Below are 21274 nucleotides of genomic sequence, written 5' to 3' on the forward strand. Positions count from 1 at the left end.
ATATCTTGAGCGTCATAAGAACTATCAGGAGAATTACGATGACCAGAAGGTATGGACGCGGCGGCTGGAACCAGTTGGGCCCGATGCTCGCCATGATGGCGGCGCAGGCCGCGAATGAGTGGGATTCCAGCAGCGAGCGTGATGAGCGCCGTTCGCGCCGCTCTCGCACCTGGCACGACGGAGCTAAAACTCGCAAGCGCCGCGGTCGTATGTTCGGCACTGGCGAACTTCGCCTCGCGCTGCTTGCCCTCATCAATAACGAGCCGCGCCACGGCTACGAACTGATCCGCGCGATCGAGGATATGACCGGCGGCAGCTATGCCCCGTCACCGGGCGCCGTCTATCCGACGCTCCAGATGCTTGAGGAAGAAGGCCTGATCAAACCGGCAAAGGTCAAGGCTGCTTCGGATGACGACGAGGCCAGCAGCAAGAAGCCGTTCAAGGTGACCAAAGCCGGCAAGTCCGAACTCGCCGACCGCGAAGACGAGGTCGACGAGCTGATGGGCCGCTTGGGCGAGCACGGTGCCCGCGCCGAGAAGGTCAAGGCCAAGTCGCCCGACCTGTGGCGTGCAATGGGCAACCTAGCGACCGTACTCAAGAATCGTGCACGCGCCGGAAAGCTCGATCAGAAGGCGATCGACGAGATCGTCGACATCATCGACGAAGTCGCCAAGCGCATCGAGCGCCTCTGAGATTTTACCAAGGCGAAACTATAAGCGTTCGCTTTAAGATCACGTCTCCGGGTGCATGAAGGACACTCGCGCGGGGCCTTTCAGGTTCAGCAGTCCTCAACGCCCGGAGACTTCATCCATGCAAGCCATTCTTTCCAGACGCGATGAAACCGGCGGAGCGATGCCGTGGCACATGCTGGCGGTGGGCATTCTTGTCCTTGTGTGGTCAATGATGGTCTTTGCCAAATACGGTGCTCTCGGCACGGCGTCGGGCGAAATTTCGGGCTGGACACAGGTTTACGTCGCGGCCTGCGTCTGGGGTAGTTTTGCAGGCGCCATACTGCTGCTTGCGCGCTCGCGCTGGGCCGTTCAGGCTTTTGTGACGGGCATCGTGGGCATTATGGCAGCGTCTTTCACGATGATTGTTCTCAACAGCCCGGCGGGCAATATCTATCACATGCCAGCGCTGTTTGGCCTCTGGGTCATCACCCAGACTGCACTGCTCTACGCTCTTCGTGTGCGTTCTCGCGGGCTGCTGCGCTAAGGCGCTTAGGCGAAACGATAAGTTCCTCGTCGATGCGGCGCTTGCAGGGCGCGGCTTGATCTGACACTCCTTGCCCTGACGGGTCGCCCTTCAGTGGTCGCGATATCGCGGGGAGAGACATAATGAACATAATCGGGCGCGCGAAAACGCCGTGGCACCTTTGGGTGGTCGGCGTACTTACTCTGCTATGGAATTCGGTTGGCGGGTTCAGCTACACCATGACCCGGCTCGGCCTGCTCGAAAGCCTCGGCATGAGCGAGACCGAGATCGCCTTTTTCGAAAGCCATCCGGTCTGGGCCAACACCTTTTGGGCGATGGGCGTTTGGGGAGCGATTGCCGGTTCGATCCTGATCCTATTGCGCTCGCGCTACGCGGTTCATGCGACCGTGATCGCGATCATTGGCCTGATCGGCACGACCATTTTTCAGTATGCGATGATCGAAGTGCCCGAGAGCCTGCAAAGCCCTGCGCTCACGATCATGATCTGGGTGACCACGCTGTTCATGCTGATCTACGCATCGCGCATGACGCAAAATGGCGTGCTTCGTTAACCAGCCTGCGTCGGCCAGCCTACTGGGCTTCGGCTGCCTGCAACGCGCGGCGGTCTTCGATGAGGCGGATATAGGTGTCGGCGACGACCTGGTTGATCGCGTCCCAACTGTATTCGAAGCTGCGTTCTTCGCCCGCGCGTCCATGCGCCATGCGAAGCGCAGGGTCGGTGCAGTAGGGCGCGATAGCCTCGGCCAGCCCTTCGCTGTCGGGGGACTTGTCGCCCTTCTTTCCCGTTAGCGGGACGAGCCTGCCGGTGACGCCATCATTGACGAGGCTTGATGCGCCGGTTGCGCCAGCTGCGACGACAGGAAGGCCGCAAGCCATGGCTTCGAGAGTGACGTTTCCGAATGTCTCGGTGACGCTGGGGTTGAAGAAGATATCCCCGCTCGCCAATGCCTGCCCCAGATCCTCGCCGGTCTTGAACCCTGCGAAGATACCACCGGGCAGCGCGTCCTTGAACCAGTCATGCGCAGGCCCGTCGCCGATGACCAGCACCTTGTGCGGGACCTGGCGCTTTCTCAACTGAACGATGGTCTCGGCAAAGACGTCGAGGCCCTTTTCCATGACCAGCCGCCCGAGAAACACGATCGCCACGTCGTCGTCCTCAAGACCCATTGAGCGACGCCATTCGAGATCGCGCTTTTGCGATGAGAAGATCGTGCGATCCACCCCGCGCGACCACAGCGCGATATCGTCATGCATGTCCATCGCCAGCAATTCGTCGATCATGCTTTGCGAAGGCGCGACCAGCGCATCGCAGCGGTTGTAGAATCGCTTGAGAATGCCGACCACCAGAGGCTCGGTAAAAGCGAGGCCGTAATAACGCGGATAGGTTTCGAACCGGGTGTGCACGCTCGCCAGCACGGGAATGTCGTGCTGCTGCGCCCAGCGAAGCGCGGCGTGCCCTGCCGGGTCGGGCGAGGAGAGGTGCACGATATTCGGCTTGAACTTTTCCAGATCGCGCTTGACCGCGCCGCCAAGGCGCAGCGGAAGGCGATACTCCCCGCGACCCTTCACCGGCATCCGCACATTGGGCACTCCGACAAGGTCGCCGGTCGGCGGAAAATCGGGTTCGGCGACCTTGGGGGAATAGACGCGCACGCTCGCGCCCTTGTCGAGAAGCGACCCCACAAGGCGGTTTAGCGCCTGGTTCGCTCCATCACGGGTGTAATTGTAATTGCCACTGAACAGGGCAATGCGAAGGTCGTCTGTCTGCATTGCCGGGCACATCTAAGGCAGTCGCGCGTTGAATGCGAGAGGCTTGCGACAAGCATTTGATCTTTGCCCAAATCACTTTCACCGATTGCGGAGGATTTCTCATTGACTCTTCGCAGCGCAACATTAGTTCGGCCAGCGGGCCACGCGGTCCCAACGCCGCGCGTGCTCTCTGTAAGGAGAGAATACAATGACTGACTACACTCGCGGGCTCATGCACGAGCCCCCGCTCAAACCTGAGCGCCCCCAATTTTCTTCCGGTCCCACGGTAAAGTTCCCGGGCTGGTCCCTCGACAAGCTGAAAACCGATTCGCTCGGGCGCTCGCACCGCTCGGCAACCGGCAAGTCGCGTCTGAAATACGCGATCGACCTGTCGAAGGAACTGCTCGGCATTCCGGAGGACTATCTGGTCGGCATCATGCCGGCATCGGACACCGGCGCGCTTGAATGCGCGATGTGGACGATGCTCGATCCCGCGCGCCCGGCCACGGTCGCAGCGTGGGAAAGCTTTGGCAATGTCTGGATCCAGGACGCGGTGAAGCAGCTGAAGCTTCCCAACCTGCAAACGCTTTCGGCCGATTACGGCGAGATTCCCGATCTCTCCACCATTCCGCAGCGCAACGACGTGGTGTTCACCTGGAACGGCACGACGAGCGGAGCGATGATCCCGAACACCGACTGGCTCGAGCCGGGCCGCGAAGGCGTCACCATCAACGATGCGACCAGCGCCATTTTCGCTCAGGAAATGGACTGGCCCAAGCTCGATGCCACGACCTACAGTTGGCAGAAGGTGATGGGTTCCGAAGCCCAGCACGGCATGCTGATCCTGTCGCCCAAGGCGGTCGAACGGATCGAAAGCTACGATCCCCCTTGGCCTCTGCCCAAGCTGTTCCGCCTGAAAAAGGGTGAAAAGCTCAATCGCGGCATCTTCGAAGGCGCGACGATCAACACGCCTTCGCTGCTTGCGACAGAGGATTACATCGCTGCGCTCGAATGGGCGAAGTCAATTGGCGGGCGTCAGGCGATGTTCGAACGCGCCGATACCAACGCCAATATCGTCAAGGACTGGATCGAGGCGAAGCCCTGGCTGCGCAACATGGTCTCCGACCCGGCGAAGCGCACCAATACCGGCGTCTGCATGATGTTCCAGGGCGACTGGTACGAAAGCCTCTCGGCTGAAGATCAGGCGGCTGTGCCGAAAAAGATCGTCAAGATGCTCGAAGAACGCAATGTCGGTCTCGACTTCAACGGCTATCGCGACGCACCACCGAGCTTACGCATCTGGTGCGGCGGCACGGTCGAGGCGGAGGATATCAAGCGCCTCCTGCCCTGGATCGAATGGGCCTACGAAAACGTCAAGAACGGCTGATTCACCGCGCGTTACCTGATTTCTGGCGTCACCCCGGACTTGGTCCGGGGTCCCGCTAGTTCCCTTTTCTCCTCCCGCAACAAGAAGCGGGGTCCCGGATCAAGTCCGGGATGACGATTGGAGTGCTTCCAATGACAAAACCCAAAGTCCTCATTTCCGACAAGATGGACCCCAATGCAGCGCGCATTTTTGAAGAGCGCGGCTGCGAGGTCGACGTCATCACCGGCGAAACGCCAGAAGAGTTGAAAGCGCGTATTGGCGAGTATCACGGCCTCGCCATCCGGTCCTCGACCAAGGTGACGGCCGAAATTCTGGATGCTGCGACGAACCTTAAGGTCATCGGCCGCGCCGGGATCGGTGTCGACAACGTCGATATCCCTTATGCGAGCGGCAAGGGCGTGGTGGTGATGAACACCCCGTTCGGCAACTCGATCACCACAGCCGAACACGCCATTGCGATGATCATGGCGCTTGCCCGGATGATCCCGGCGGCAGATGCACGCACCCAGAATGGCGAGTGGCCCAAGAAAGACTTCATGGGCATCGAAGTGACGGGCAAGACGCTTGGCCTGATCGGGGCCGGCAATATCGGCTCGATCGTCGCCAGCCGCGCTCTGGGCCTTCGCATGAAGGTCATCGCGTATGATCCGTTCCTGACCGAAGACCGTGCTGTCGAAATCGGGGTGGAGAAGGTCGATCTCGACAACCTGCTCTCGCGCGCCGATTTCGTGAGCCTGCACACACCGCTCACCGATGAAACCCGCAACATTCTCAGCCGCGAACGGCTTGAGAATGCGAAGCCCGGCATCCGCATCGTCAATTGCGCGCGCGGCGGGCTGATCGACGAGGTCGCGCTCAAGAACTGCCTCGAAAGCGGTCAGGTCGCAGGCGCCGCGCTCGATGTGTTTGCCGAGGAACCGGCGAAGGAAAATCCGCTGTTCGGCGCGCCCAACTTTATCTGCACCCCGCACCTTGGAGCATCGACGACCGAAGCGCAGGTGAACGTTGCGCTGCAGGTGGCCGAGCAGATGAGCGACTACCTCGTCAATGGAGGCGTCACGAACGCGCTCAACATGCCTTCGCTCTCCGCCGAGGAAGCGCCGAAGCTCAAGCCCTACATGTCGCTCGCCGAAAAGCTCGGCAGCCTCGTGGGACAGCTCGCCCATGGCAACCTCACCAAGATCAGCATCGAGCGTGAAGGTGCAGCGGCAGAGCTCAACGGCAAGCCGATCACCGGCGCGGTGCTGGCGGGCTTCATGCGCCGCTATTCCGACACGGTGAACATGGTCAACGCGCCGTACCTTGCGAAGGAACGCGGCCTGGATGTGAGCGAGATCCGCCACCAGCGCGAAGGTGCGTTCAACACGCTCATCCGCGTCTCGGTCGAAACCGATGCGGGCACGCGCTCGGTCGCCGGTACCTTGTTCGGCAAGGACGCACCGCGCCTCGTCGAGATTTTCGGCATCGGGATCGAAGCCGACCTCGACGGCAACATGCTTTACGTCGTCAACGACGATAAGCCGGGCTTCATTGGGCGCATCGGTACGCTGCTGGGTTCACAGGGCATCAATATCGGCACCTTCAACCTCGGTCGCCGCGATGCGGGCGGGGAAGCGGTGCTGCTTTTGAGCCTGGACGATGAGCCCAGCGCGGACGTGATGGCCGAGGCCGAGAAGGTCGAAGGCGTGAAAATGGTCAAGGCGCTCAGCTTTTAGATAGCCCGCCAATCTGCTCGAATTCGCCATCCGTGCTTTACGCATGGATGGCGATTTGAGTAGGGACCGCCGCGACATGACCAATTCAACTGATCTCCTCCCCGTCGGCCTTGAAGACCGGCTGCCTGCGTCCGCCGCGCGGATCACCGCCGCCATGCGCGCTTGCCTCGATGCGCTGGGGAGCCATGGCTATGACCGGGTGCGCCCGCCGCTGCTCGAGTTCGAAACCGCGCTCGCCGCCCGGATGGAAGGCGTAGCTACCCGCCGCACCTTCCGCATGGTCGATCCGGCCAGCCTGCGCACGCTCGCTTTGCGCAGCGACATCACCCCGCAGATCGGGCGGATCGCATCGACCTCGCTCGCCAGTGCGCCGCGCCCGCTGCGGCTCGCTTATTGCGGCGACACTGCGCTGATCCAGGCGAGCCAGCTCGACCCGGCGCGCGAGCGTTTGCAGTTGGGAGCAGAGCTGATCGGTGCTGACACGGTCGAGGCCGCTGGCGAGATCGTCAGCCTTGCGATCGAGGCGCTGGGCGCGGCTGGCCTCACTGGCATTTCGGTCGACTTCACCTTGCCCGACCTCGTCGACACGCTTGCGGCGCGCGATGGGCTGGAGGAAGGCGCGATCGACGCGATCCGGCGTGAGCTCGATACGAAGGATGCAGGAGGGCTGAAGCAGGCGGGTGGGGCCGATTATCTGCCGCTGCTTTATGCAACTGGCCCCTTCGAAGACGCGCTCGCCAAGCTGCGCGAGATCGACGCGGGCGGAGTGCTGGCAACCCGGCTCGACGGGCTTGAGGCGATCGCCGCGCGGATCGGCGACGTTCAAGGTCCCGGGGCCCGCATCACGCTCGACCCGACCGAGCGGCATGGGTTCGAATATCAAAGCTGGTTCGGCTTCACGATCTACGCCGACGGTGTTCGCGGCGCTGCCGGGCGGGGGGGGACTTACCGGATCGGCGGAAGTGAGGAGGCAGCAACCGGCTTCACGCTCTATGTCGACCGCCTGTCCGCCGCCGCTCCGCAGCCCGAGACACCGCGCACGGTCTACTTGCCGACCGGCCACGATACCGCAAAAGCCGCAGAGCTTCGCCGCGAAGGCGCGCGCACCATCGCGCAGCTGGGCGAGGGTGAAGACCCACAAGCGCTCGGCTGCACGCACGCCTTAAACGGCTCGGATCTGACCGGGCTTTGAGACGAGAACGGATTGCATGGACGACAAAGCAGAGCCAATCGCCATCGATCCCGACCCGCTCGCCCCTTACGCCATCGCGCCAGCTTGGCGGGTGGGGGATTTGCTGTTTCTCTCTGGCCAGGCTGCCATCGACGAAGAGGGCACGATTGTCGGAGAAGGCGATTTCGACGCGCAGCTCGCGCAGACCTTCGCCAATATCGAGCGGGTTCTGGCTGCGGCGGGGAGCGACCTTTCGAAGATCGTCAAGGTCACGATCTACATGACCGACATGGCGCATTTCCCGAAGATCGTAGAGGCGCGGAAGCGTTACTTCACACCGCCATACCCCGCCGACACGACCGTCGAGGTGAAGAGCCTCGCTCTGCCAGAACTGATGGTCGAGATCGACGTCACCGCGACCGTGTGATCAGCTAAACACCCGCGCCAGAAACGCATCCACCGCCTGCGTCTGAGCGGCGCCCGCCTCGGTGCCAAGCTCGCGGTTCATGCGGCCATGGTCAGTGCCAGCGATCGACACCGCCTCAGCGCTTGCCCCCTGCGCACTGAGCGCATCGACGAGCAAGCCAGCCTGCTTTTGCGCAACATCGCGCGCGGCCACGTAAAGCGCGAGCCAATTGGGCGCATCCTCTCCGCCCACATGGGTTACCGGCGACAAGGCTGCCTGCCGCGCAGGGTCGGTGCCAAAGGCGTTGTTGTAGATCTGGAAGGCTTGCGGCTGGGCCTCGGCCATGTTCGCAGCCACGTCGTATCCAGCGCCATCGAGCAGGATCACGCCCTTGACCGCATCAAACGCCTCGCCAGCATAGGTCGGATCGGTTGCAACCAGCGCCGCAAGATGCGCGCCTGCCGAGTGACCCATCAGCACGATCTGCTCACCATCAAAGCCGAACGCGCTCGCCTGTCCGCGCAGCGCGTTGATTGCAGCGCCCACATCGCGGGCCTGATCTTCCACCGGAGCGCCGGGCAGCACCCGGTATCCGGCCGAGGCAAAGTAATAGCCGGTCTTGTTAAAGTGGCCGGGCTTCGCCTGCACGTTCTCGTGGCTGCCGAAGGACCAACCTCCGCCATGGATGAAGAGCACCATCGGCAGGTCCTCGACCGCGTCATCGGGCGCATAGATGTCGATCTGCTGGCGCTGGTGTTCGCCATAGATCACCGTGTGCGAGACTTTGGCAGGGACGTAGCTGGCGGATGTGTCGGGCTGCTGACCCTCCCGGTTTCCGCGCCCTTCGCGCCCACCGCGCCGCTGTTGCACGCGCTCACGGATCTCGCTCGCGCAGCTTTCCGACAATTCCGAGAAGCGTTCCTGTAGGCACGACCGGATCTGCGAACGATCCGATCCACACAATTGACGGATTTCGCTCATGCAGGAGCGCGAGGGGCGGTCGCGCTGTTGGGCGTAACTGGTGCTGGCAAGGACAAGGCTGCCAAGGGCTGCAAGACCTGCGGCCTGAAATGCAAAAGGACGTGAGAAGCGCATACGGGGGTTCCTCTCTTCGAACTGGGTGCTTTCAATCAAGCCAATCGCGGCGCTGCGGGCAAGCGCTCGCGGGTCGCGCTTTGTAACAGCGTGCGCTCATCTCCAATGCACCCACCACATTCGCGCACGATCTGAGTAGGTTGCAGCGCCAATCGGGCAATCAAGCTGTTATTCACTTGCGAATGCTTATAGGCTTTTGCCGAATCCACCGTGTCAAACCCCGCAGTTTCGCCAAAGGGGACGTCAATGAACCGCATCCACTTGCTCTTGCGAGCTTCACTTATGGCCGGGAGCGCCATCGCAGCTCTCGCGGGGACGAGCGCACAGGCAGCGGTGGATGAGTATTCGATCGAAGGCGCGGGCCGCGTCACGATCAATCTCGAGGTGTGTTCGGCGGAATCGCAGCTCGTCGTTCGCGGAGACACCGGCACCGATCTCGATTTCGTTGTCACCGATGCAAACGGCAACAACCAGCACGAAGACACCGGCATCGACGATTATCTCTCGGTCGTTCTCGAGAAAGAGGGCGATGAGTGCGAGACATTCGCGCTGGGCGTTTCGAATCTCGGCGAAGAAGCGAACGCATTCGTGGTCGTCCTCGAACCGATAACCGAGAGCACGACCCGCGTGCAGAAATACATTGTTCAGGCCTCCGAGACGCAGACGGTGACGTTCAAGGCCTGCGGGACGAGCGCGCGGGTGAGCGCGCGCGGCGACGGGGACACCGATCTCGATTTCGTGATCCGCAATTCCGACGGCGGCGTGGTTCACGAGAACGACGATACAACCGACGAAACCAGCACCACTCTCGAAGGGTTGCTGGGCGATTGCGAAGTGTTCGAGATGGACATCGCGAATATCGGTGAGGTCTACAACGCGATGATGCTGGTGGTCGAACCCGAAGGGGCAAGCGATACGCCGTTTGCCGGTACGGCCCCCACGACAAGCCTCGCTTCCGCAACTCAGGCTGCGGGCTCAACCGCGCGCACCAGCAGCACCGCTGATACGAGCGGTGCGGGCGAGTACCGGGCCGACGCCAATGCCTCGCTAAAGGTCAACCTGCCGGTCTGCGGTGCGACCCGTGTCGAAGTGCGCGGCGATGGCGATACCGATCTCGATTTCACCATCAACGACGAAGCGGGCAATGTCGTTCACTCCGACTTCGATATGTCGGACGTGACTTTCGTGCTGCTCAGTCCTGCTCAGGAATGTGAGACCTTCGCGCTCGAGGTCGACAATCTCGGCGATGTCTACAATGTCTTCACCGTCGCGCTGATCGACCCTGCGACCCGTGCCGAATTGCAAGGGCCGGGCGAATATCGCGTCAGCGCTAATGCCGCGACCAAGGTTGCGCTGCGCGTCTGCTCGGTGACCAAGGTCAGCGCGCGCGGCGATGGCGACACCGACCTCGATTTCGACGTGACCGACAGCGCGGGAACCTCGATCCACTCCGATTACGACACGACCGACACGACGGAGTTTACTCTCGATCCGGGGAGCGAATGTGGTGATTTCCAGATGGCGGTCGAGAACCTGGGCGATGTCTACAACATGCTCACAATCGATTTCGGGGAGGACGCCGTGGTGAATGCGAAAGCGCCGGAGCGCAGAGGGACGATGGAACGCGGGACGCCTGATCGCGGTGCGCTGGGTGCGCTCAAGTCGACGCTTGCGCCTCCCGGCCAGCTTGTCGGCGTGCGCCGTCCCGGTGTCAGCCCCGATGGGCAGGACCGGCGGCTATCGATCCTCAACCAGACGGGCGAGACCGTGAGCGAGATTTACTGGAGCAATTCAGCCACGCTCGAATGGGGCTACGACCGGCTTGGTACGGGCTACACACTCTCGCGCGATCAGCAGTGGAACGTGACCGTGCAGGACGGTTCATCCGCCTGCATCTTCGACTTCAAGGCCGTGACCGAGAATGCGCGTGAGATCGAGGTTCCCGCGATCAATGTCTGCGAAGAGCAGAGCATCGTAATCGAATAGAGGGCGTTTCGCGCTTTCCTACAGATGCACGTCGCGGGCATGATACGCGCATGGCCAATCGTTTTCATCCATGCCTCGCGCGAGCGTGCTTTTCGCGGGAAAACGGAAAGTCACACCTCCTTCACGCGAACAGCCAAATTCACCATGTTTGTCAGTCACTTGCGGGAAATTCGCCTTTTTCCAAAGACGGGCTTGTGTGGTCCATCGCGAACCGCACTTGCCCTTGCCAAGCGATGCCCCTAGGCCCCGCGCGGATTTGAATGCGTGAAGGACATGCTGACTGATGGCTAACGTAACCGTGATCGGCGCCCAGTGGGGCGATGAAGGCAAGGGCAAGATCGTCGACTGGCTCGCCAGCCGCGCCGATGCCGTGGTCCGCTTTCAGGGCGGTCACAATGCCGGTCACACGCTGGTGATCGACGGGACGACCTACAAGCTCTCGTTGCTGCCATCGGGTATCGTCTCGGGCACGATGAGCATGATCGGCAATGGCGTCGTGCTCGATCCGTGGGCGCTGCGCGATGAGGTCGAGAAGCTCGAAGGGCAGGGCGTCACCATCAATGACGACAACCTCGCGGTTGCCGACAACTGCCCGCTGATCCTGCCGCTCCACCGCGACCTCGACGGCCTGCGTGAAACTGCGGCTGGCAAGGGAAAGATCGGGACCACCGGGCGCGGCATTGGCCCGGCTTACGAGGACAAGGTGGGCCGCCGCGCAATCCGCGTGTGCGACTTGGCTCACCTCGACAGCCTTGAGCCGCAGCTTGACCGCCTTTGCGCTCACCACGATGCGCTACGCGCAGGCTTCGACCAGCCGCCGGTGGACCGCGAAGACCTGCTCACTCAACTTCGCGAAATCGCGCCCTTCGTCCTGCGGTTTGCGCAGCCGGTGTGGAAGCGATTGAAGAAGGTTCGCAAGGCGGGCGCGAAGATCCTGTTCGAAGGCGCGCAGGGCGTGCTCCTCGACATCGACCACGGCACTTATCCCTTCGTCACCAGCTCCAACACGGTGAGCGGCACGGCGGCGTCAGGCAGTGGCCTCGGCCCCAACGCGACCGGCTTCGTGCTCGGCATCGTCAAGGCCTACACGACCCGCGTGGGCTCCGGCCCGTTCCCGACCGAGCTTGAGGACGAGGTAGGACAGGGCATAGGTGAACGCGGCCACGAATTCGGCACCGTCACGGGCCGCCAGCGCCGCGTCGGCTGGTTCGACGCCGTGCTCGTGCGCCAGACCTGCGCGGTCTCGGGCGTGACCGGCATTGCCCTCACCAAGATCGACGTGCTCGACGGGCTTGAGGTTGTGAAGATCTGCACCGGCTATCGCCTCCATGGTAACGTCTACGACTACCTGCCGAGCCACGCAGCCGACCAGGCCGCGGTCGAGCCGATCTACGAGGAAATGGAAGGCTGGACCGAAAGCACAGCCGGCGCGCGCAGTTTCGCCGACCTTCCGGCAAATGCGATCAAGTACATCCAGCGCGTGCAGGAACTGATCGAAACCCCGGTCGCGCTCGTCTCCACCAGCCCGGAGCGTGACGATACGATCCTGATGCGCGATCCGTTCGAGGACTGATCCTGCACCAATATTCCCGTGCTGGGACATGCGGGAAAAGCCGGAATTGCGAGGGCGAGCCGGGCAGCGTAGAACAGCGTCATGCAACGCGTGGTCGCCCTGCTGCTAACCGTCCTGCTCGCCGCATGTGCGGGCTCGAATGGCGGCGGCACGGCGCAGCAGGCGGCTGCGACTTCCAGCTTTCCTACTCAAATCGTGCCCGCTGCCACCCGCGGCAATGCCAGCCGGTCGATCCCCAGCCGCCCGCCGGTTGCGGATTACCTGCTGATCGACAAATCTGAGAGGTTGCTGGTCGCCTATCAAAACGGTCGCCCGATCAAGGCCTATCGCGGCCTGCAATTCGGCGATACGCCGATGGGCCACAAGCGGTTCGAAGGTGACGAGCGCACGCCGGAAGGGCTCTATACGATCGATACGCGCAACCCGCAGAGCCGCTTTCACCTCTCGCTGCGTATCTCCTATCCCAACCGCCAGGACCGCGCCTTTGCTGCGCAATATGGTCGATCGCCGGGCGGAGACATCTTCATCCATGGTCAACCCACCGGGCGCCCCGGCCGCATGCGCGGCGACTGGACTGATGGCTGCATCGCGCTCTCCAATACGGAGATCGAAGAGCTGTGGCAGCTCGTGCCCGACGGGACGCCGATCGAAATCCGGCCCTAGCCGCGATCCTCGGAAAGCATTGCCACCTGCACCTGCAGGCGCTTCACCTCCGACAGCACGGTCAGCATGTTCATGCGGGCAAACATCCACTCCTTCAGGAAGCCCTGCATGATCAGAAGGCCAATGGTGGTGAGCCCCCACCCAACCATCGCATCGGTGGTGTCGGCTGTGACGGCGCGAAAAAAGCAGTAGGCAAGGCCAAGCCCGATCACGATCGCAATCGCGAAACTGAACTTGGCCCATCCGCCCAGCGGCCCTTTCCAACTGTCGCCGATCTGCTTGAACATGCCGCGATCCGTGTCGAGGCTCGCCAGAAACGCGTGATCGTCATGATCGAGCGCGGCGGTGATCCGTTCGTCTTGAGTGGTCATAGGAGTTCTCCTTCATCAATCGGTGAAAGCGCAGCCTTGAGCTTGCGGCGCGCGTGGAAAAGGCGGCTCTTCGCCGTGCCTTCGGGGATGGCCTGCACCTCGGCGATCTCGGCAAGGGTGAGCCCCTCGACGAAATGGAGGTGCGCGGCGAGCCGCTGGTCGGGCGGCAGGCTCGCAAAGGCCTGGTTCAGCGCCGCGCTATCCGATTGCGACGCCTTGTGGCTTGGTTCTGTGGCTGGCGACGCATTGGTGAGCGCGCCGCGCTCCTTGACGATATGGCGCAGCTGGTCCGATCCTCGCCGGTGCAACACCGCGAAGGCGTAGCTGCGAAATCGCGAAGGATCGCGAAGTGTACGCAGCCCCTTCCAGATCGCCAGCCAGCAATCCTGAACAAGGTCGCCCGCCGCATGACCATCGCCGCAATAACGGCGTGCGGCGCGCAGGAGCCTCGGGTTCCAGCGCGCAAAAAGCCGCTCCGCCGCGCGTTTGTCGCCGCGTTGCACCTCGACGACCAGCAATTGGTCGAACAGGTCGGATGTGTCTTTGCGAGCCATCGTAAAGGTAGTCGCGCAAGAGCGGCAAAGAGTTCAACCGGAGAGCTCAGAAATCGGGCAAATGTATGAAAATCTTGACTTGAACACGTTTTGTTCTACTCTCGTTCTCGTCAAACAAGGGGACGATTCGATGAAGCAGCCGGATTTCGAAATGACTGATTTCTCTTATGGTGCGGCTGAGGATGCGTCGGGTCTGCCCGCACGGGTCGCGATTTTCGCTGACAGTGCTGCCGCGCGCGAGCAGATTGAAGAAGACCTTTCAGGCGCCGGTTTTCGTACGGTCGATGGGGGCGCAATCGCGAACCTGCTTGATGGACCGATCACGCTGCTTGGCGATGTGGTCATGGTCGATTGCCCGCTGGTCGATGCAGAAACGCTCGCCGCGCTTGCGCGGCTCGACATGCGGGTGTCACGCGCAGGGGCGAAGCTGATTGTCACCACCGCGATTGATGCTCTCGATGCGGTGTTTGCCTCGCTCGATCAATCTGACCCGCAAATCCTCGTGCAACCCACTCGCGGGGAGCGGATTGTCGCAGTGGGCCGGGTGCTTGCCGATATCGGCAATGCCCGCGTGCGCGAAATGACTGAGGAAGACCGTCTGAGCCTTCTGCATCTTTCGCGTCAGGTCGATGCAATCGCCTCGAAGCTTGAAGGGTTGACGGGTGCGAAAGGCGGCACAGGGTCGCCGCAATCCGCGCTGCGCGCGCATGCCGAGACCGCAGAGATTACGCAGGGGACATTCGCTGCATCGCAACCGCCATCCTTGCCGAACTCCCAGCGCGCTTCGATGCCCGATCCGCAATTGGTGCGCCGGATGATCTCGGCACGTCAGGCGCGTTCAAAGTTCTTTGATGGAGAGCTGTTTGCAGATCCCGCCTGGGACATGCTGCTCGATCTAACCGCTGCAAAGGCAGAGAAGCAGCAGGTTTCGGTTACCTCGCTCTGCATTGCGGCAGAAGTCCCTGCAACGACAGCGCTGCGCTGGATCAAGCAATTGGTCGATACAGGCGTCTTTCTGCGCGTTGCAGATCCCTCTGACCGGCGGCGTGCCTTCATCGCGCTGAGCGATCAATCGTCAGACGCGATGGCGCGCTATTTTGCAGAGGTCGAGACGCCTCTCTTCCAGCAGGCGGCTTAGGAGCCGTCCGGCAAGCGAAGGATCACGGTGAGCCCGCTCGCTTGATCGCTTGCGTGCGCCTTTGCGCAGACGCCGTTCCCACGGCACTGCGCGTTGTCGCAAATGAAGCGGACAGCATCAGCTCGTGCTCGTGCGAGAATGTCGGGCGCAACCTCAGGGTCGGCGCACACGATGTCGGCTTCTCCAAGTAGCCGCGCTTGCTTCAAGGTCAGGTCTTCGGGATCTTCGCTCGCAAGCCAAAGCTCCTCGGTCCTTGCTGCGGGCGGTTTATCGCCTCCGTCGAGCCAAGCCTCGACTTGATCCGCCGACCCAGCATTGAGGGCATCCAGCGCACCGCCTTCGCGAAGAGCGTCATCCAGCGCGCGGCGCCGATCCGCACCATCCGGAAAACGCTCGCGCAATTTAGGGCGCGCGCCGAACAGCTCCTTGGCCAACCGGCCAAGCGATTGAGGGAGTATACGCTCAAGGCGGAGCCGCACATGCTTGGCGAGGCCTGCCGATGCGCCTCCTGTGCCGATCGCGATCAACACCGGATTGCGGTCGAGTATGCTCGGTGTGGTGAAGTCGCAAAGGTCTGGGCGATCGACGACATTGACCAGCATCCCCGCACAGCGAAGATTGATCGCTGCGGCTTCGCAAGCCTTGCGGTCTTCATAAGCAATGAAGGCAATCCGAACGCCTTCGTCGACCGCGCGCTGTGGGTCATCGACCACGATCCCGCCAGCGCGCTCAACCAGTCGCCGCTTGGGTTCAGCCGCTTCGCCATCGCCGAGCACCAACACGCTTTGGCCGGCAATGCGATGGAACAGCGGAAGGCTGGCAAGCTCGCTCAAACTGTGCCTATTCGAGCCACTCGGGCACGCGCTCTGCATCCATGATCGCGCCTGCATCGATCCGGTCGGCGACCACTGCGAACTTGTCACCATCCACCAGCACCTCGGCGACAAAGCCGCGCGAGTTGTAGGACGAAGCCATCGTTGCGCCGTATGCGCCCGCCGTACGGAAAACCGCGAGATCGCCAGATTCCAGCTTGTCAGTCAGACGGCCCATGGCGAAGGTATCGCCGGTTTCGCAAATGGGGCCGACGATGTTTGCAGTCATGTCGCTGCCTCTGGGCTGGACCGCGACGAAATCGTGATAGGCGCCGTAGAGCGCAGGGCGCGCAAGGTCGTTCATCGCCGCATCGACGATCACGAATGGATCCTTGATCCCGCGCTTTACGCGAACGACACGGGTCAGCAGCACGCCTGCATTGCCAGCGATCACGCGGCCCGGCTCGAAGATGAGGCTCACGCCCCAGTCCTTCGTCACCCGCGCTACCATCGCGCCATATTCGGCAGGAGAGGGAAGCTCCTCGCCAGCCCTATAAGGCACGCCAAGTCCACCACCCAGATCGACATGAGTGATCGTGTGACCCGCTCCGCGCAGCGAGGTGACGAGCTCACCCAGCTTTGTGAATGCGCGCTCAAGCGGCGCAAGCTCGCCCAGCTGGCTGCCGATATGCACGGCCACGCCGCGAAGGCGCACGCCTTCCTGCCCGGCGAGCTTGCCAAAGATCTGGCCCGCCTGGCTGATCGGAACGCCAAACTTGTTGTCGGCCTTACCGGTCGAGATTTTGTCATGCGTGCCCGCATCGACATCGGGATTGATCCGAAGCGCACACTGCGCTTCGCGCCCCATTTCCGCTGCGAGTTCGGCAAGCTCCAGGCCCTCTTCCTCGCTCTCGATATTGAACTGGCCAATCCCCGCTTCCAGCGCCGCTTGAAGCTCGGCGCGGGTCTTACCTACGCCTGAAAACACGATTTTCTCAGGCGGCATTCCGGCAGCGAGCGCCCGGCGCATCTCGCCGACCGAGACGACATCGGCGCCGTATCCTTCGCGGCTCAGCACCTTGAGCACGGCGAGGTTCGGGTTCGACTTCACCGCAAAGGCGATCAGCTTGTCCGGCACCGCATCGAGTGCCTCGCGAAACACGCGGGCATGGCGTTCGAGAGTGGCTCGCGAATAGACGTAAACAGGCGTGCCGACATCGTCGGCGATCCGCGGCAACGGCACGTTCTCGGCGTGCATCACACCGTTCTGGTAAGTGAAGTGGTCCATGGTTCCGGGAGGTCAATCAGGGGGGAGATCGAAGGGGTCGTCCTCGCGCTCTTCGGAGCGGCGGCGCAACTCGACGCTGCGTTCCGGTGCGGCGAGCGCGTCGAGCTCGAGCAGTTCCTCAGGCTCGGGTCGGTCGGTCGCCCCATGCGGAGCAGGCGGCAGGCTTGCCCCTTCGAGCGGCGTCAGCGGCGCGCGCGAACCGCAAGCGGCGAGCGACAGGGCAGCAAGGGTAATCAGGAATACGCGCATTAATCCTCCGGCGAATTCTCGGCAGCGAGGCGTTCGCGCGCCTCGGCCACGCGCTGCCTTACCTGATCAGGCGCGGTCCCGCCATAGGATGCGCGCGATGCGACCGATGCTTCGATCGAGAGCGCTTTGAACACAGGTTCGTCGATCCGATCATCGATGCCCTTGAGGTCTTCAAGCGACAATTCCTCGAGGCTACATGCCTTGGTGTCGGCAAGTTTCACGGCCTCTCCCGTGATGTGATGCGCTTCGCGGAACGGGATGTCGGCCTCGCGCACCAGCCAGTCGGCAAGGTCGGTCGCGGTTGCGTGGCCTGCCTGTGCCGCGGCGCGCATGCGGTCGGGCTTGAAGGTGGTCTCGGCAATCATGCCGGTCATCGCCGCAAGGCTGAGGTCGAACAGGCTGGCGGCTTCGAAGACCGGCGGCTTGTCGTTCTGCATGTCCTTCGAATAGGCGAGTGGCAGGCCCTTCATCGTGATCATGAGCGACGTGCACGCGCCCACGATCCGCCCGGCATGACCACGCACCAGTTCGGCCGCATCGGGATTGCGCTTTTGCGGCATGATCGAGGAACCGGTCGATAGCTGGTCCGGCAGCGAGGCAAACCCGAAAGGTTGGCTTGCCCAGAGGATCAGCTCTTCGGCGAGGCGCGAAAGGTGGATGGAGCACTGGCTCGCCGCCATCAGGTAGTCGAGCGCGAAGTCGCGGTCGGAAACTGCGTCGAGCGAATTGCGAGTGGGCGCGGAAAACTCAAGCGCCGAAGCCGTTGCGCCGCGATCAATCGGAAAGCCTGTACCCGCCAAGGCAGCTGACCCGAGCGGGCATTCATCGAGACGCTCCTGCGCCGCCGCAAACCGCGCGGTGTCGCGGGTGAGCATCTCGTAATAAGCCATGAGGTGATGGCCCAGCGTCACCGGCTGCGCGGTCTGGAGGTGCGTGAAGCCGGGCATGATCGTGCCGCAATGCTCGTCTGCACGCTCCACAAGGGCCGACCGCAAGGCTCCCAGTGCCGCAATCGCGCGGGCATTGGCAGCGCGCACCCACAGCTTGAAATCGGTCGCGACCTGGTCGTTGCGGCTGCGCGCGGTGTGGAGGCGCCCTGCGACAGGACCGACAAGGTCAGTGAGCCGCGCTTCGACCGTCATGTGAATGTCTTCAAGGTCCCAGTCCTCGGGAACGCCGTCGCGCTCATACTCCGCTGCGATCTCGTGCAGACCCTTGGTGATGGTCTCGGCATCCTCGGCGCTGACGATACCTTGCGCCCCCAGCATCGCCACATGCGCCTTCGATGCGCGGATATCTTCGCGCCATAGCGCCTTGTCGAACGGGATCGAGGCATTGATTTCGCGCATGATCGCGCTAGGCCCTTCAGCGAACCGGCCGCCCCACATCGTGTTGGTGGCGGTGTCAGGCTTGGATGGAGTGTCGCTCATGATCCGTTCGATTGCATTGGTGCTGCCAGCCGCGCTGGCCCTGGCGGCCTGCGATAGTGGGGCCGGGGAGCCTGCGCAAGAAAGCGCTGCTAATGCCGGGGCAAGCGAGGCTCCTCCTCCGCCGCCACAACTTCCGGGACAGGTGGTGCGAGCGTTCGCTGGCACCGAGCTTCCGCCGCTGACTTTCAACGACCCTGAAGGCAACACGCTGAACCTCGGCGAACTCGACAGCCCCGTGCTGGTGAACTTGTGGGCGACGTGGTGCGCGCCATGCGTGATCGAGATGCCGGCGCTCGACAATCTGGCGGGCGAGCTTGAGGGCGATCTCAAAGTGCTCACGATCAGCCAGGACGTGCGCGGTGCAGAGGTCGTGCAACCGTTCTTTGCAGCGCGCGATTTCCAGTACCTGGAACAATGGCTCGACCCCGAAAACGAGCTGGCGCTCGCATTCAGCGATGGCGGGCTGCTGCCGGTGACGATCCTCTTCGATGCCGAGGGCAAGGAGATCCTGCGCGTGGCAGGCGGCTATGAGTGGGACAGCGAGGAAGCGATCGCGCGTGTGAGCGAGGCTTTGGTCGAAGCTGAGGGGGTTGGGGGAGCGTAGTCCCTCCCGCGCTTGCGCTTGGGAGATTTTCGGCCGCGAATGTCCCACGGACATGCACGAGTCTCGAAAATCTGGTGGGCGATGACAGGCTCGAACTGCCGACCCTCTCGGTGTAAACGAGATGCTCTACCAACTGAGCTAATCGCCCCAGAGACTTGGGAAGCGCGCAGATAGGCTCGAAGCCTTGCGCGGTCAAGTCACCCTTTGCGCGAAATCACGCTGCCCACGGTCCAGTGATCGCCACCGTGCGCGTGGGACCATATGCGTTAACGAAGAACCATTTGCCGTCAGGCGAGAAACACCCCCCTGCAAGCTCAGTCTGCATGTTGAGTTTGGCAAAGTCGTAAGGGCGACCATCGGGCGTGATGCCGCGAATGTGGTTGTCGACGACTTGCGTATACTGGTCCTCGCACACCATCAGGTGGCCATTGGGGCCGACGGTTAGGTTGTCGCCGTAATTGAGTTGCTCCTCGCTTTCGCTCTCGAAGAACAGCTCGAAGCGGTCCGGGCCGTTGCCGCGACCGGGCACAAGGCGGAAGATCTGACCGAGTTTCTTCGCGCCGCCACTGGTCGAGCAGATGTAGAGATCGTCAACGCCCATATGGATGCCTTCGCCGCGCGCGATCAGGGCTGCGCCGTCTGCAGCTGCGCGGGTGCGCAGGTCGTCCTGCGGGGCTTCGACATTGTCGAGATCGACCCAGCTGACGTTGAATGCACGGGCAAGCGGCATAGTGGCCGCATCCCAATTTCGCGTGTCTGCCGGGCCATCTATCACCATGGCTTGCAACCTTCCGCCCTCGATGAGCTTGCCAGGGGTGTTCGGGATGAAGCGGTAGAGCACGCCGTCGTCGCGGTCTTCCGTCAGGTACACGTATCCAGTCACCGGATCGACGCAGGCGGCTTCGTGATTGAAGCGGCCCATGGCGCGCAAGGGCACGGGGTCGACTAACCCGGTGGCATTGCCCGGAACCTCAAAGACCCAGCCGTGATTGACCGCGAGACCGTCGCCATAGCGCTGTCCGGGTCCGGTTGGCGCTTCCTCGCAGGTAAGCCAGCTACCCCACGGAGTCACACCGCCCGAGCAGTTGCGAATCGTGCCGCCAAGCGTGCGGAACTGGCGTTTCACCTCGAGCGTCTCGACATCAAGGACAATGTTTGTCGTGCCTCCCGGAACGATCTCGCCATTTCGCGTGCCGAAACCCTTCGCGATTGTTCCCCCGGCATCGTCGGTCGGAATCAGTTCGTGATTGCGGACGAGAACGATCTCGCCATTGCCAAGATCAAGACAGCCCATGCCATCGGCCTTGTCGGGTACGGTGCCGCCATCGCTCATCGCATCGCCAAGGCTCGATAGCAGGCGATAGGAGAAGCCTTCCGGAAGATCGAGCATCCCAGCAGGATCGGGCCGCAAGGGGCCGTACCCTGAAAACGTTGTCGATGCCGATGCGAGCGGCGCTCCGCGCGTCACGCATCCGCTCGCGATCAACGCGGAAAACGCGGCGGTCGTGGCACCAAGGAACTGGCGGCGATTGGGATTTGCGAACGGCATCCTGAACATCCTCGTTAATTCAACGCGGATATCTAGTGTGCCGTGATGAAAGGCAAGCGACACTCGGGCGCGCCGCTTGCCTTTTGGCCGTGTTCAGACCTTTCGGCGCACGAAGGCGATGACCGCAAGGATGAGGAAGACCACGAAAAGCACGTAAGCGATATTGGTCGCTGCACCGGCAAGACCGCCGAAGCCCAGGATAGCTGCGACGAGCGCGATGATGAGAAATGTAATAGCCCAACCAAGCATGAAGAATTCCCTTCAAATCAATGCCGTCCAATATGTTGAAGAGCCAGGTTCGGCTTAAGTTCCAACAATC

General features: G+C 62.3%; 23 protein-coding genes and 1 tRNA gene. 12 read left to right on the forward strand and 12 right to left on the reverse strand.

Annotation, left to right across the window (positions count from 1 at the left end; translation table 11 throughout):
• Positions 1–38 precede the first annotated feature (38 nt).
• From NAP1_RS01175 to NAP1_RS01185, 3 genes are all read left to right on the forward strand, one after another.
• Positions 39–692 (forward strand): PadR family transcriptional regulator, encoded by a 654-nt coding sequence (locus tag NAP1_RS01175; RefSeq protein WP_040464138.1) that lies wholly within the window; start codon positions 39–41, stop codon positions 690–692.
• Positions 693–810: 118 nt separating this feature from the next.
• The gene (locus NAP1_RS01180; RefSeq protein WP_007163376.1) at positions 811–1215 is read left to right on the forward strand and encodes a hypothetical protein; all 405 of its coding nucleotides are present in this window, start codon (positions 811–813) and stop codon (positions 1213–1215) included.
• A gap of 122 nt (positions 1216–1337) precedes the next feature.
• Entirely contained in the window at positions 1338–1766 is a 429-nt protein-coding gene (locus NAP1_RS01185) for a hypothetical protein (RefSeq protein ID WP_007163377.1), read from the forward strand.
• Positions 1767–1785: 19 nt separating this feature from the next.
• Here NAP1_RS01185 and NAP1_RS01190 read toward each other — a convergent pair whose 3' ends face one another.
• Positions 1786–2985, reverse strand: coding sequence for a glycosyltransferase family 1 protein (locus NAP1_RS01190; RefSeq protein ID WP_007163378.1), 1200 nt, complete (start codon positions 2983–2985; stop codon positions 1786–1788).
• 187 nt (positions 2986–3172) lie between these two features.
• Between NAP1_RS01190 and NAP1_RS01195 the strand changes: the two genes are divergently transcribed.
• The 4 genes from NAP1_RS01195 to NAP1_RS01210 all read left to right on the forward strand — a co-directional run bounded on the left by NAP1_RS01195 (position 3173) and on the right by NAP1_RS01210 (position 7664).
• Positions 3173–4351: a phosphoserine transaminase gene (locus tag NAP1_RS01195; RefSeq protein ID WP_007163379.1), complete on the forward strand. Its 1179-nt coding sequence runs from the start codon at positions 3173–3175 to the stop codon at positions 4349–4351.
• A gap of 131 nt (positions 4352–4482) precedes the next feature.
• The gene (gene serA / locus NAP1_RS01200) at positions 4483–6066 is read left to right on the forward strand and encodes a phosphoglycerate dehydrogenase (protein WP_040464140.1); all 1584 of its coding nucleotides are present in this window, start codon (positions 4483–4485) and stop codon (positions 6064–6066) included.
• A gap of 76 nt (positions 6067–6142) precedes the next feature.
• Complete coding sequence (locus NAP1_RS01205; RefSeq protein WP_040464603.1) at positions 6143–7258, forward strand: ATP phosphoribosyltransferase regulatory subunit; 1116 nt, start codon at positions 6143–6145, stop codon at positions 7256–7258.
• A 16-nt stretch (positions 7259–7274) separates the two neighbouring features.
• Positions 7275–7664 carry a RidA family protein gene (locus NAP1_RS01210; RefSeq protein WP_007163382.1) on the forward strand — a complete coding sequence of 130 codons (390 nt, stop codon included), beginning with the start codon at positions 7275–7277 and terminating at the stop codon, positions 7662–7664.
• Here the strand turns inward: NAP1_RS01210 and NAP1_RS01215 are convergent, their stop codons facing one another.
• Positions 7665–8738 (reverse strand): alpha/beta hydrolase, encoded by a 1074-nt coding sequence (locus tag NAP1_RS01215; RefSeq protein ID WP_007163383.1) that lies wholly within the window; start codon positions 8736–8738, stop codon positions 7665–7667.
• A 35-nt stretch (positions 8739–8773) separates the two neighbouring features.
• Positions 8774–8995, reverse strand: a complete 222-nt coding sequence (locus NAP1_RS16385; RefSeq protein WP_007163384.1) for a hypothetical protein — start codon at positions 8993–8995, stop codon at positions 8774–8776.
• Between NAP1_RS16385 and NAP1_RS15760 the strand changes: the two genes are divergently transcribed.
• The 3 genes from NAP1_RS15760 to NAP1_RS01230 all read left to right on the forward strand — a co-directional run bounded on the left by NAP1_RS15760 (position 8985) and on the right by NAP1_RS01230 (position 12960).
• Positions 8985–10724, forward strand: coding sequence for a hypothetical protein (locus tag NAP1_RS15760; protein ID WP_156777165.1), 1740 nt, complete (start codon positions 8985–8987; stop codon positions 10722–10724). The genes NAP1_RS16385 and NAP1_RS15760 overlap by 11 nt on opposite strands.
• 283 nt (positions 10725–11007) lie before the next feature.
• Positions 11008–12297, forward strand: a complete 1290-nt coding sequence (locus NAP1_RS01225) for an adenylosuccinate synthase (RefSeq protein ID WP_007163386.1) — start codon at positions 11008–11010, stop codon at positions 12295–12297.
• 81 nt (positions 12298–12378) lie between these two features.
• On the forward strand, positions 12379–12960 hold the full coding sequence (locus NAP1_RS01230; RefSeq protein WP_007163387.1) for a murein L,D-transpeptidase family protein: 582 nt from the start codon (positions 12379–12381) through the stop codon (positions 12958–12960).
• Here NAP1_RS01230 and NAP1_RS01235 read toward each other — a convergent pair.
• Together NAP1_RS01235 and NAP1_RS01240 are read right to left on the reverse strand one after the other, a co-directional pair.
• On the reverse strand, positions 12957–13331 hold the full coding sequence (locus NAP1_RS01235; protein WP_007163388.1) for a DUF6768 family protein: 375 nt from the start codon (positions 13329–13331) through the stop codon (positions 12957–12959). The genes NAP1_RS01230 and NAP1_RS01235 overlap by 4 nt on opposite strands.
• Entirely contained in the window at positions 13328–13885 is a 558-nt protein-coding gene (locus tag NAP1_RS01240) for an RNA polymerase sigma factor (RefSeq protein ID WP_007163389.1), read from the reverse strand. The genes NAP1_RS01235 and NAP1_RS01240 overlap by 4 nt, the downstream gene beginning before the upstream one ends.
• Before the next feature lie 130 nt (positions 13886–14015).
• On the opposite strand from NAP1_RS01240, the gene NAP1_RS01245 reads away from it, so the two are divergent.
• A complete protein-coding gene (locus NAP1_RS01245) occupies positions 14016–15023 on the forward strand; it encodes a hypothetical protein (RefSeq protein ID WP_040464606.1) in 1008 nt (335 codons plus the stop codon).
• Here NAP1_RS01245 and NAP1_RS01250 read toward each other — a convergent pair.
• Genes NAP1_RS01250 through argH form a run of 4 tightly spaced genes read right to left on the reverse strand, consistent with a single transcriptional unit; the run spans position 15020 to position 18760 of the window.
• The gene (locus tag NAP1_RS01250) at positions 15020–15856 is read right to left on the reverse strand and encodes a bifunctional precorrin-2 dehydrogenase/sirohydrochlorin ferrochelatase (protein ID WP_007163391.1); all 837 of its coding nucleotides are present in this window, start codon (positions 15854–15856) and stop codon (positions 15020–15022) included. The two genes, NAP1_RS01245 and NAP1_RS01250, sit on opposite strands and share 4 nt — an antisense overlap.
• Positions 15857–15863: 7 nt before the next feature.
• Positions 15864–17123, reverse strand: coding sequence for a diaminopimelate decarboxylase (gene lysA / locus NAP1_RS01255; protein WP_007163392.1), 1260 nt, complete (start codon positions 17121–17123; stop codon positions 15864–15866).
• A gap of 12 nt (positions 17124–17135) precedes the next feature.
• The gene (locus NAP1_RS01260; protein WP_007163393.1) at positions 17136–17372 is read right to left on the reverse strand and encodes a hypothetical protein; all 237 of its coding nucleotides are present in this window, start codon (positions 17370–17372) and stop codon (positions 17136–17138) included.
• The gene (gene argH / locus NAP1_RS01265; RefSeq protein ID WP_040464607.1) at positions 17372–18760 is read right to left on the reverse strand and encodes an argininosuccinate lyase; all 1389 of its coding nucleotides are present in this window, start codon (positions 18758–18760) and stop codon (positions 17372–17374) included. Before argH ends, NAP1_RS01260 begins: the two co-directional genes overlap by 1 nt.
• A 40-nt stretch (positions 18761–18800) precedes the next feature.
• Between argH and NAP1_RS01270 the strand changes: the two genes are divergently transcribed.
• A complete protein-coding gene (locus NAP1_RS01270; RefSeq protein WP_007163395.1) occupies positions 18801–19406 on the forward strand; it encodes a TlpA disulfide reductase family protein in 606 nt (201 codons plus the stop codon).
• Between the two features lie 72 nt (positions 19407–19478).
• On the opposite strand, the gene NAP1_RS01275 is transcribed toward NAP1_RS01270, so the two are convergent.
• The 3 genes from NAP1_RS01275 to NAP1_RS16195 form a co-directional block, all read right to left on the reverse strand.
• Positions 19479–19554, reverse strand: a tRNA-Val gene (locus NAP1_RS01275).
• Positions 19555–19620: 66 nt separating this feature from the next.
• A complete protein-coding gene (locus NAP1_RS01280) occupies positions 19621–20964 on the reverse strand; it encodes an alkaline phosphatase PhoX (protein WP_007163396.1) in 1344 nt (447 codons plus the stop codon).
• Positions 20965–21048: 84 nt separating this feature from the next.
• Positions 21049–21204, reverse strand: a complete 156-nt coding sequence (locus tag NAP1_RS16195) for a DUF1328 domain-containing protein (RefSeq protein ID WP_007163397.1) — start codon at positions 21202–21204, stop codon at positions 21049–21051.
• Between the last annotated feature and the right edge of the window lie 70 nt (positions 21205–21274).

The sequence above is a fragment of the Erythrobacter sp. NAP1 genome (genome assembly GCF_000152865.1).
Classification (GTDB): Bacteria; Pseudomonadota; Alphaproteobacteria; order Sphingomonadales; family Sphingomonadaceae; genus Erythrobacter.

What these genes read in the sequence shown, in the direction of transcription:
- NAP1_RS01175 (WP_040464138.1), top strand. Translation starts at nt 39, where the DNA reads ATGACCAGAAGGTATGGACGCGGCGGCTGGAACCAGTTGGGCCCGATG.
- NAP1_RS01180 (WP_007163376.1), top strand. Translation starts at nt 811, where the DNA reads ATGCAAGCCATTCTTTCCAGACGCGATGAAACCGGCGGAGCGATGCCG.
- NAP1_RS01185 (WP_007163377.1), top strand. Translation starts at nt 1,338, where the DNA reads ATGAACATAATCGGGCGCGCGAAAACGCCGTGGCACCTTTGGGTGGTC.
- NAP1_RS01190 (WP_007163378.1), bottom strand. Translation starts at nt 2,985, where the DNA reads ATGCAGACAGACGACCTTCGCATTGCCCTGTTCAGTGGCAATTACAAT.
- NAP1_RS01195 (WP_007163379.1), top strand. Translation starts at nt 3,173, where the DNA reads ATGACTGACTACACTCGCGGGCTCATGCACGAGCCCCCGCTCAAACCT.
- serA (WP_040464140.1), top strand. Translation starts at nt 4,483, where the DNA reads ATGACAAAACCCAAAGTCCTCATTTCCGACAAGATGGACCCCAATGCA.
- NAP1_RS01205 (WP_040464603.1), top strand. Translation starts at nt 6,143, where the DNA reads ATGACCAATTCAACTGATCTCCTCCCCGTCGGCCTTGAAGACCGGCTG.
- NAP1_RS01210 (WP_007163382.1), top strand. Translation starts at nt 7,275, where the DNA reads ATGGACGACAAAGCAGAGCCAATCGCCATCGATCCCGACCCGCTCGCC.
- NAP1_RS01215 (WP_007163383.1), bottom strand. Translation starts at nt 8,738, where the DNA reads ATGCGCTTCTCACGTCCTTTTGCATTTCAGGCCGCAGGTCTTGCAGCC.
- NAP1_RS15760 (WP_156777165.1), top strand. Translation starts at nt 8,985, where the DNA reads ATGAACCGCATCCACTTGCTCTTGCGAGCTTCACTTATGGCCGGGAGC.
- NAP1_RS16385 (WP_007163384.1), bottom strand. Translation starts at nt 8,995, where the DNA reads ATGCGGTTCATTGACGTCCCCTTTGGCGAAACTGCGGGGTTTGACACG.
- NAP1_RS01225 (WP_007163386.1), top strand. Translation starts at nt 11,008, where the DNA reads ATGGCTAACGTAACCGTGATCGGCGCCCAGTGGGGCGATGAAGGCAAG.
- NAP1_RS01230 (WP_007163387.1), top strand. Translation starts at nt 12,379, where the DNA reads ATGCAACGCGTGGTCGCCCTGCTGCTAACCGTCCTGCTCGCCGCATGT.
- NAP1_RS01235 (WP_007163388.1), bottom strand. Translation starts at nt 13,331, where the DNA reads ATGACCACTCAAGACGAACGGATCACCGCCGCGCTCGATCATGACGAT.
- NAP1_RS01240 (WP_007163389.1), bottom strand. Translation starts at nt 13,885, where the DNA reads ATGGCTCGCAAAGACACATCCGACCTGTTCGACCAATTGCTGGTCGTC.
- NAP1_RS01245 (WP_040464606.1), top strand. Translation starts at nt 14,016, where the DNA reads ATGAAGCAGCCGGATTTCGAAATGACTGATTTCTCTTATGGTGCGGCT.
- lysA (WP_007163392.1), bottom strand. Translation starts at nt 17,123, where the DNA reads ATGGACCACTTCACTTACCAGAACGGTGTGATGCACGCCGAGAACGTG.
- NAP1_RS01260 (WP_007163393.1), bottom strand. Translation starts at nt 17,372, where the DNA reads ATGCGCGTATTCCTGATTACCCTTGCTGCCCTGTCGCTCGCCGCTTGC.
- argH (WP_040464607.1), bottom strand. Translation starts at nt 18,760, where the DNA reads ATGTGGGGCGGCCGGTTCGCTGAAGGGCCTAGCGCGATCATGCGCGAA.
- NAP1_RS01270 (WP_007163395.1), top strand. Translation starts at nt 18,801, where the DNA reads ATGATCCGTTCGATTGCATTGGTGCTGCCAGCCGCGCTGGCCCTGGCG.
- NAP1_RS01280 (WP_007163396.1), bottom strand. Translation starts at nt 20,964, where the DNA reads ATGTTCAGGATGCCGTTCGCAAATCCCAATCGCCGCCAGTTCCTTGGT.
- NAP1_RS16195 (WP_007163397.1), bottom strand. Translation starts at nt 21,204, where the DNA reads ATGCTTGGTTGGGCTATTACATTTCTCATCATCGCGCTCGTCGCAGCT.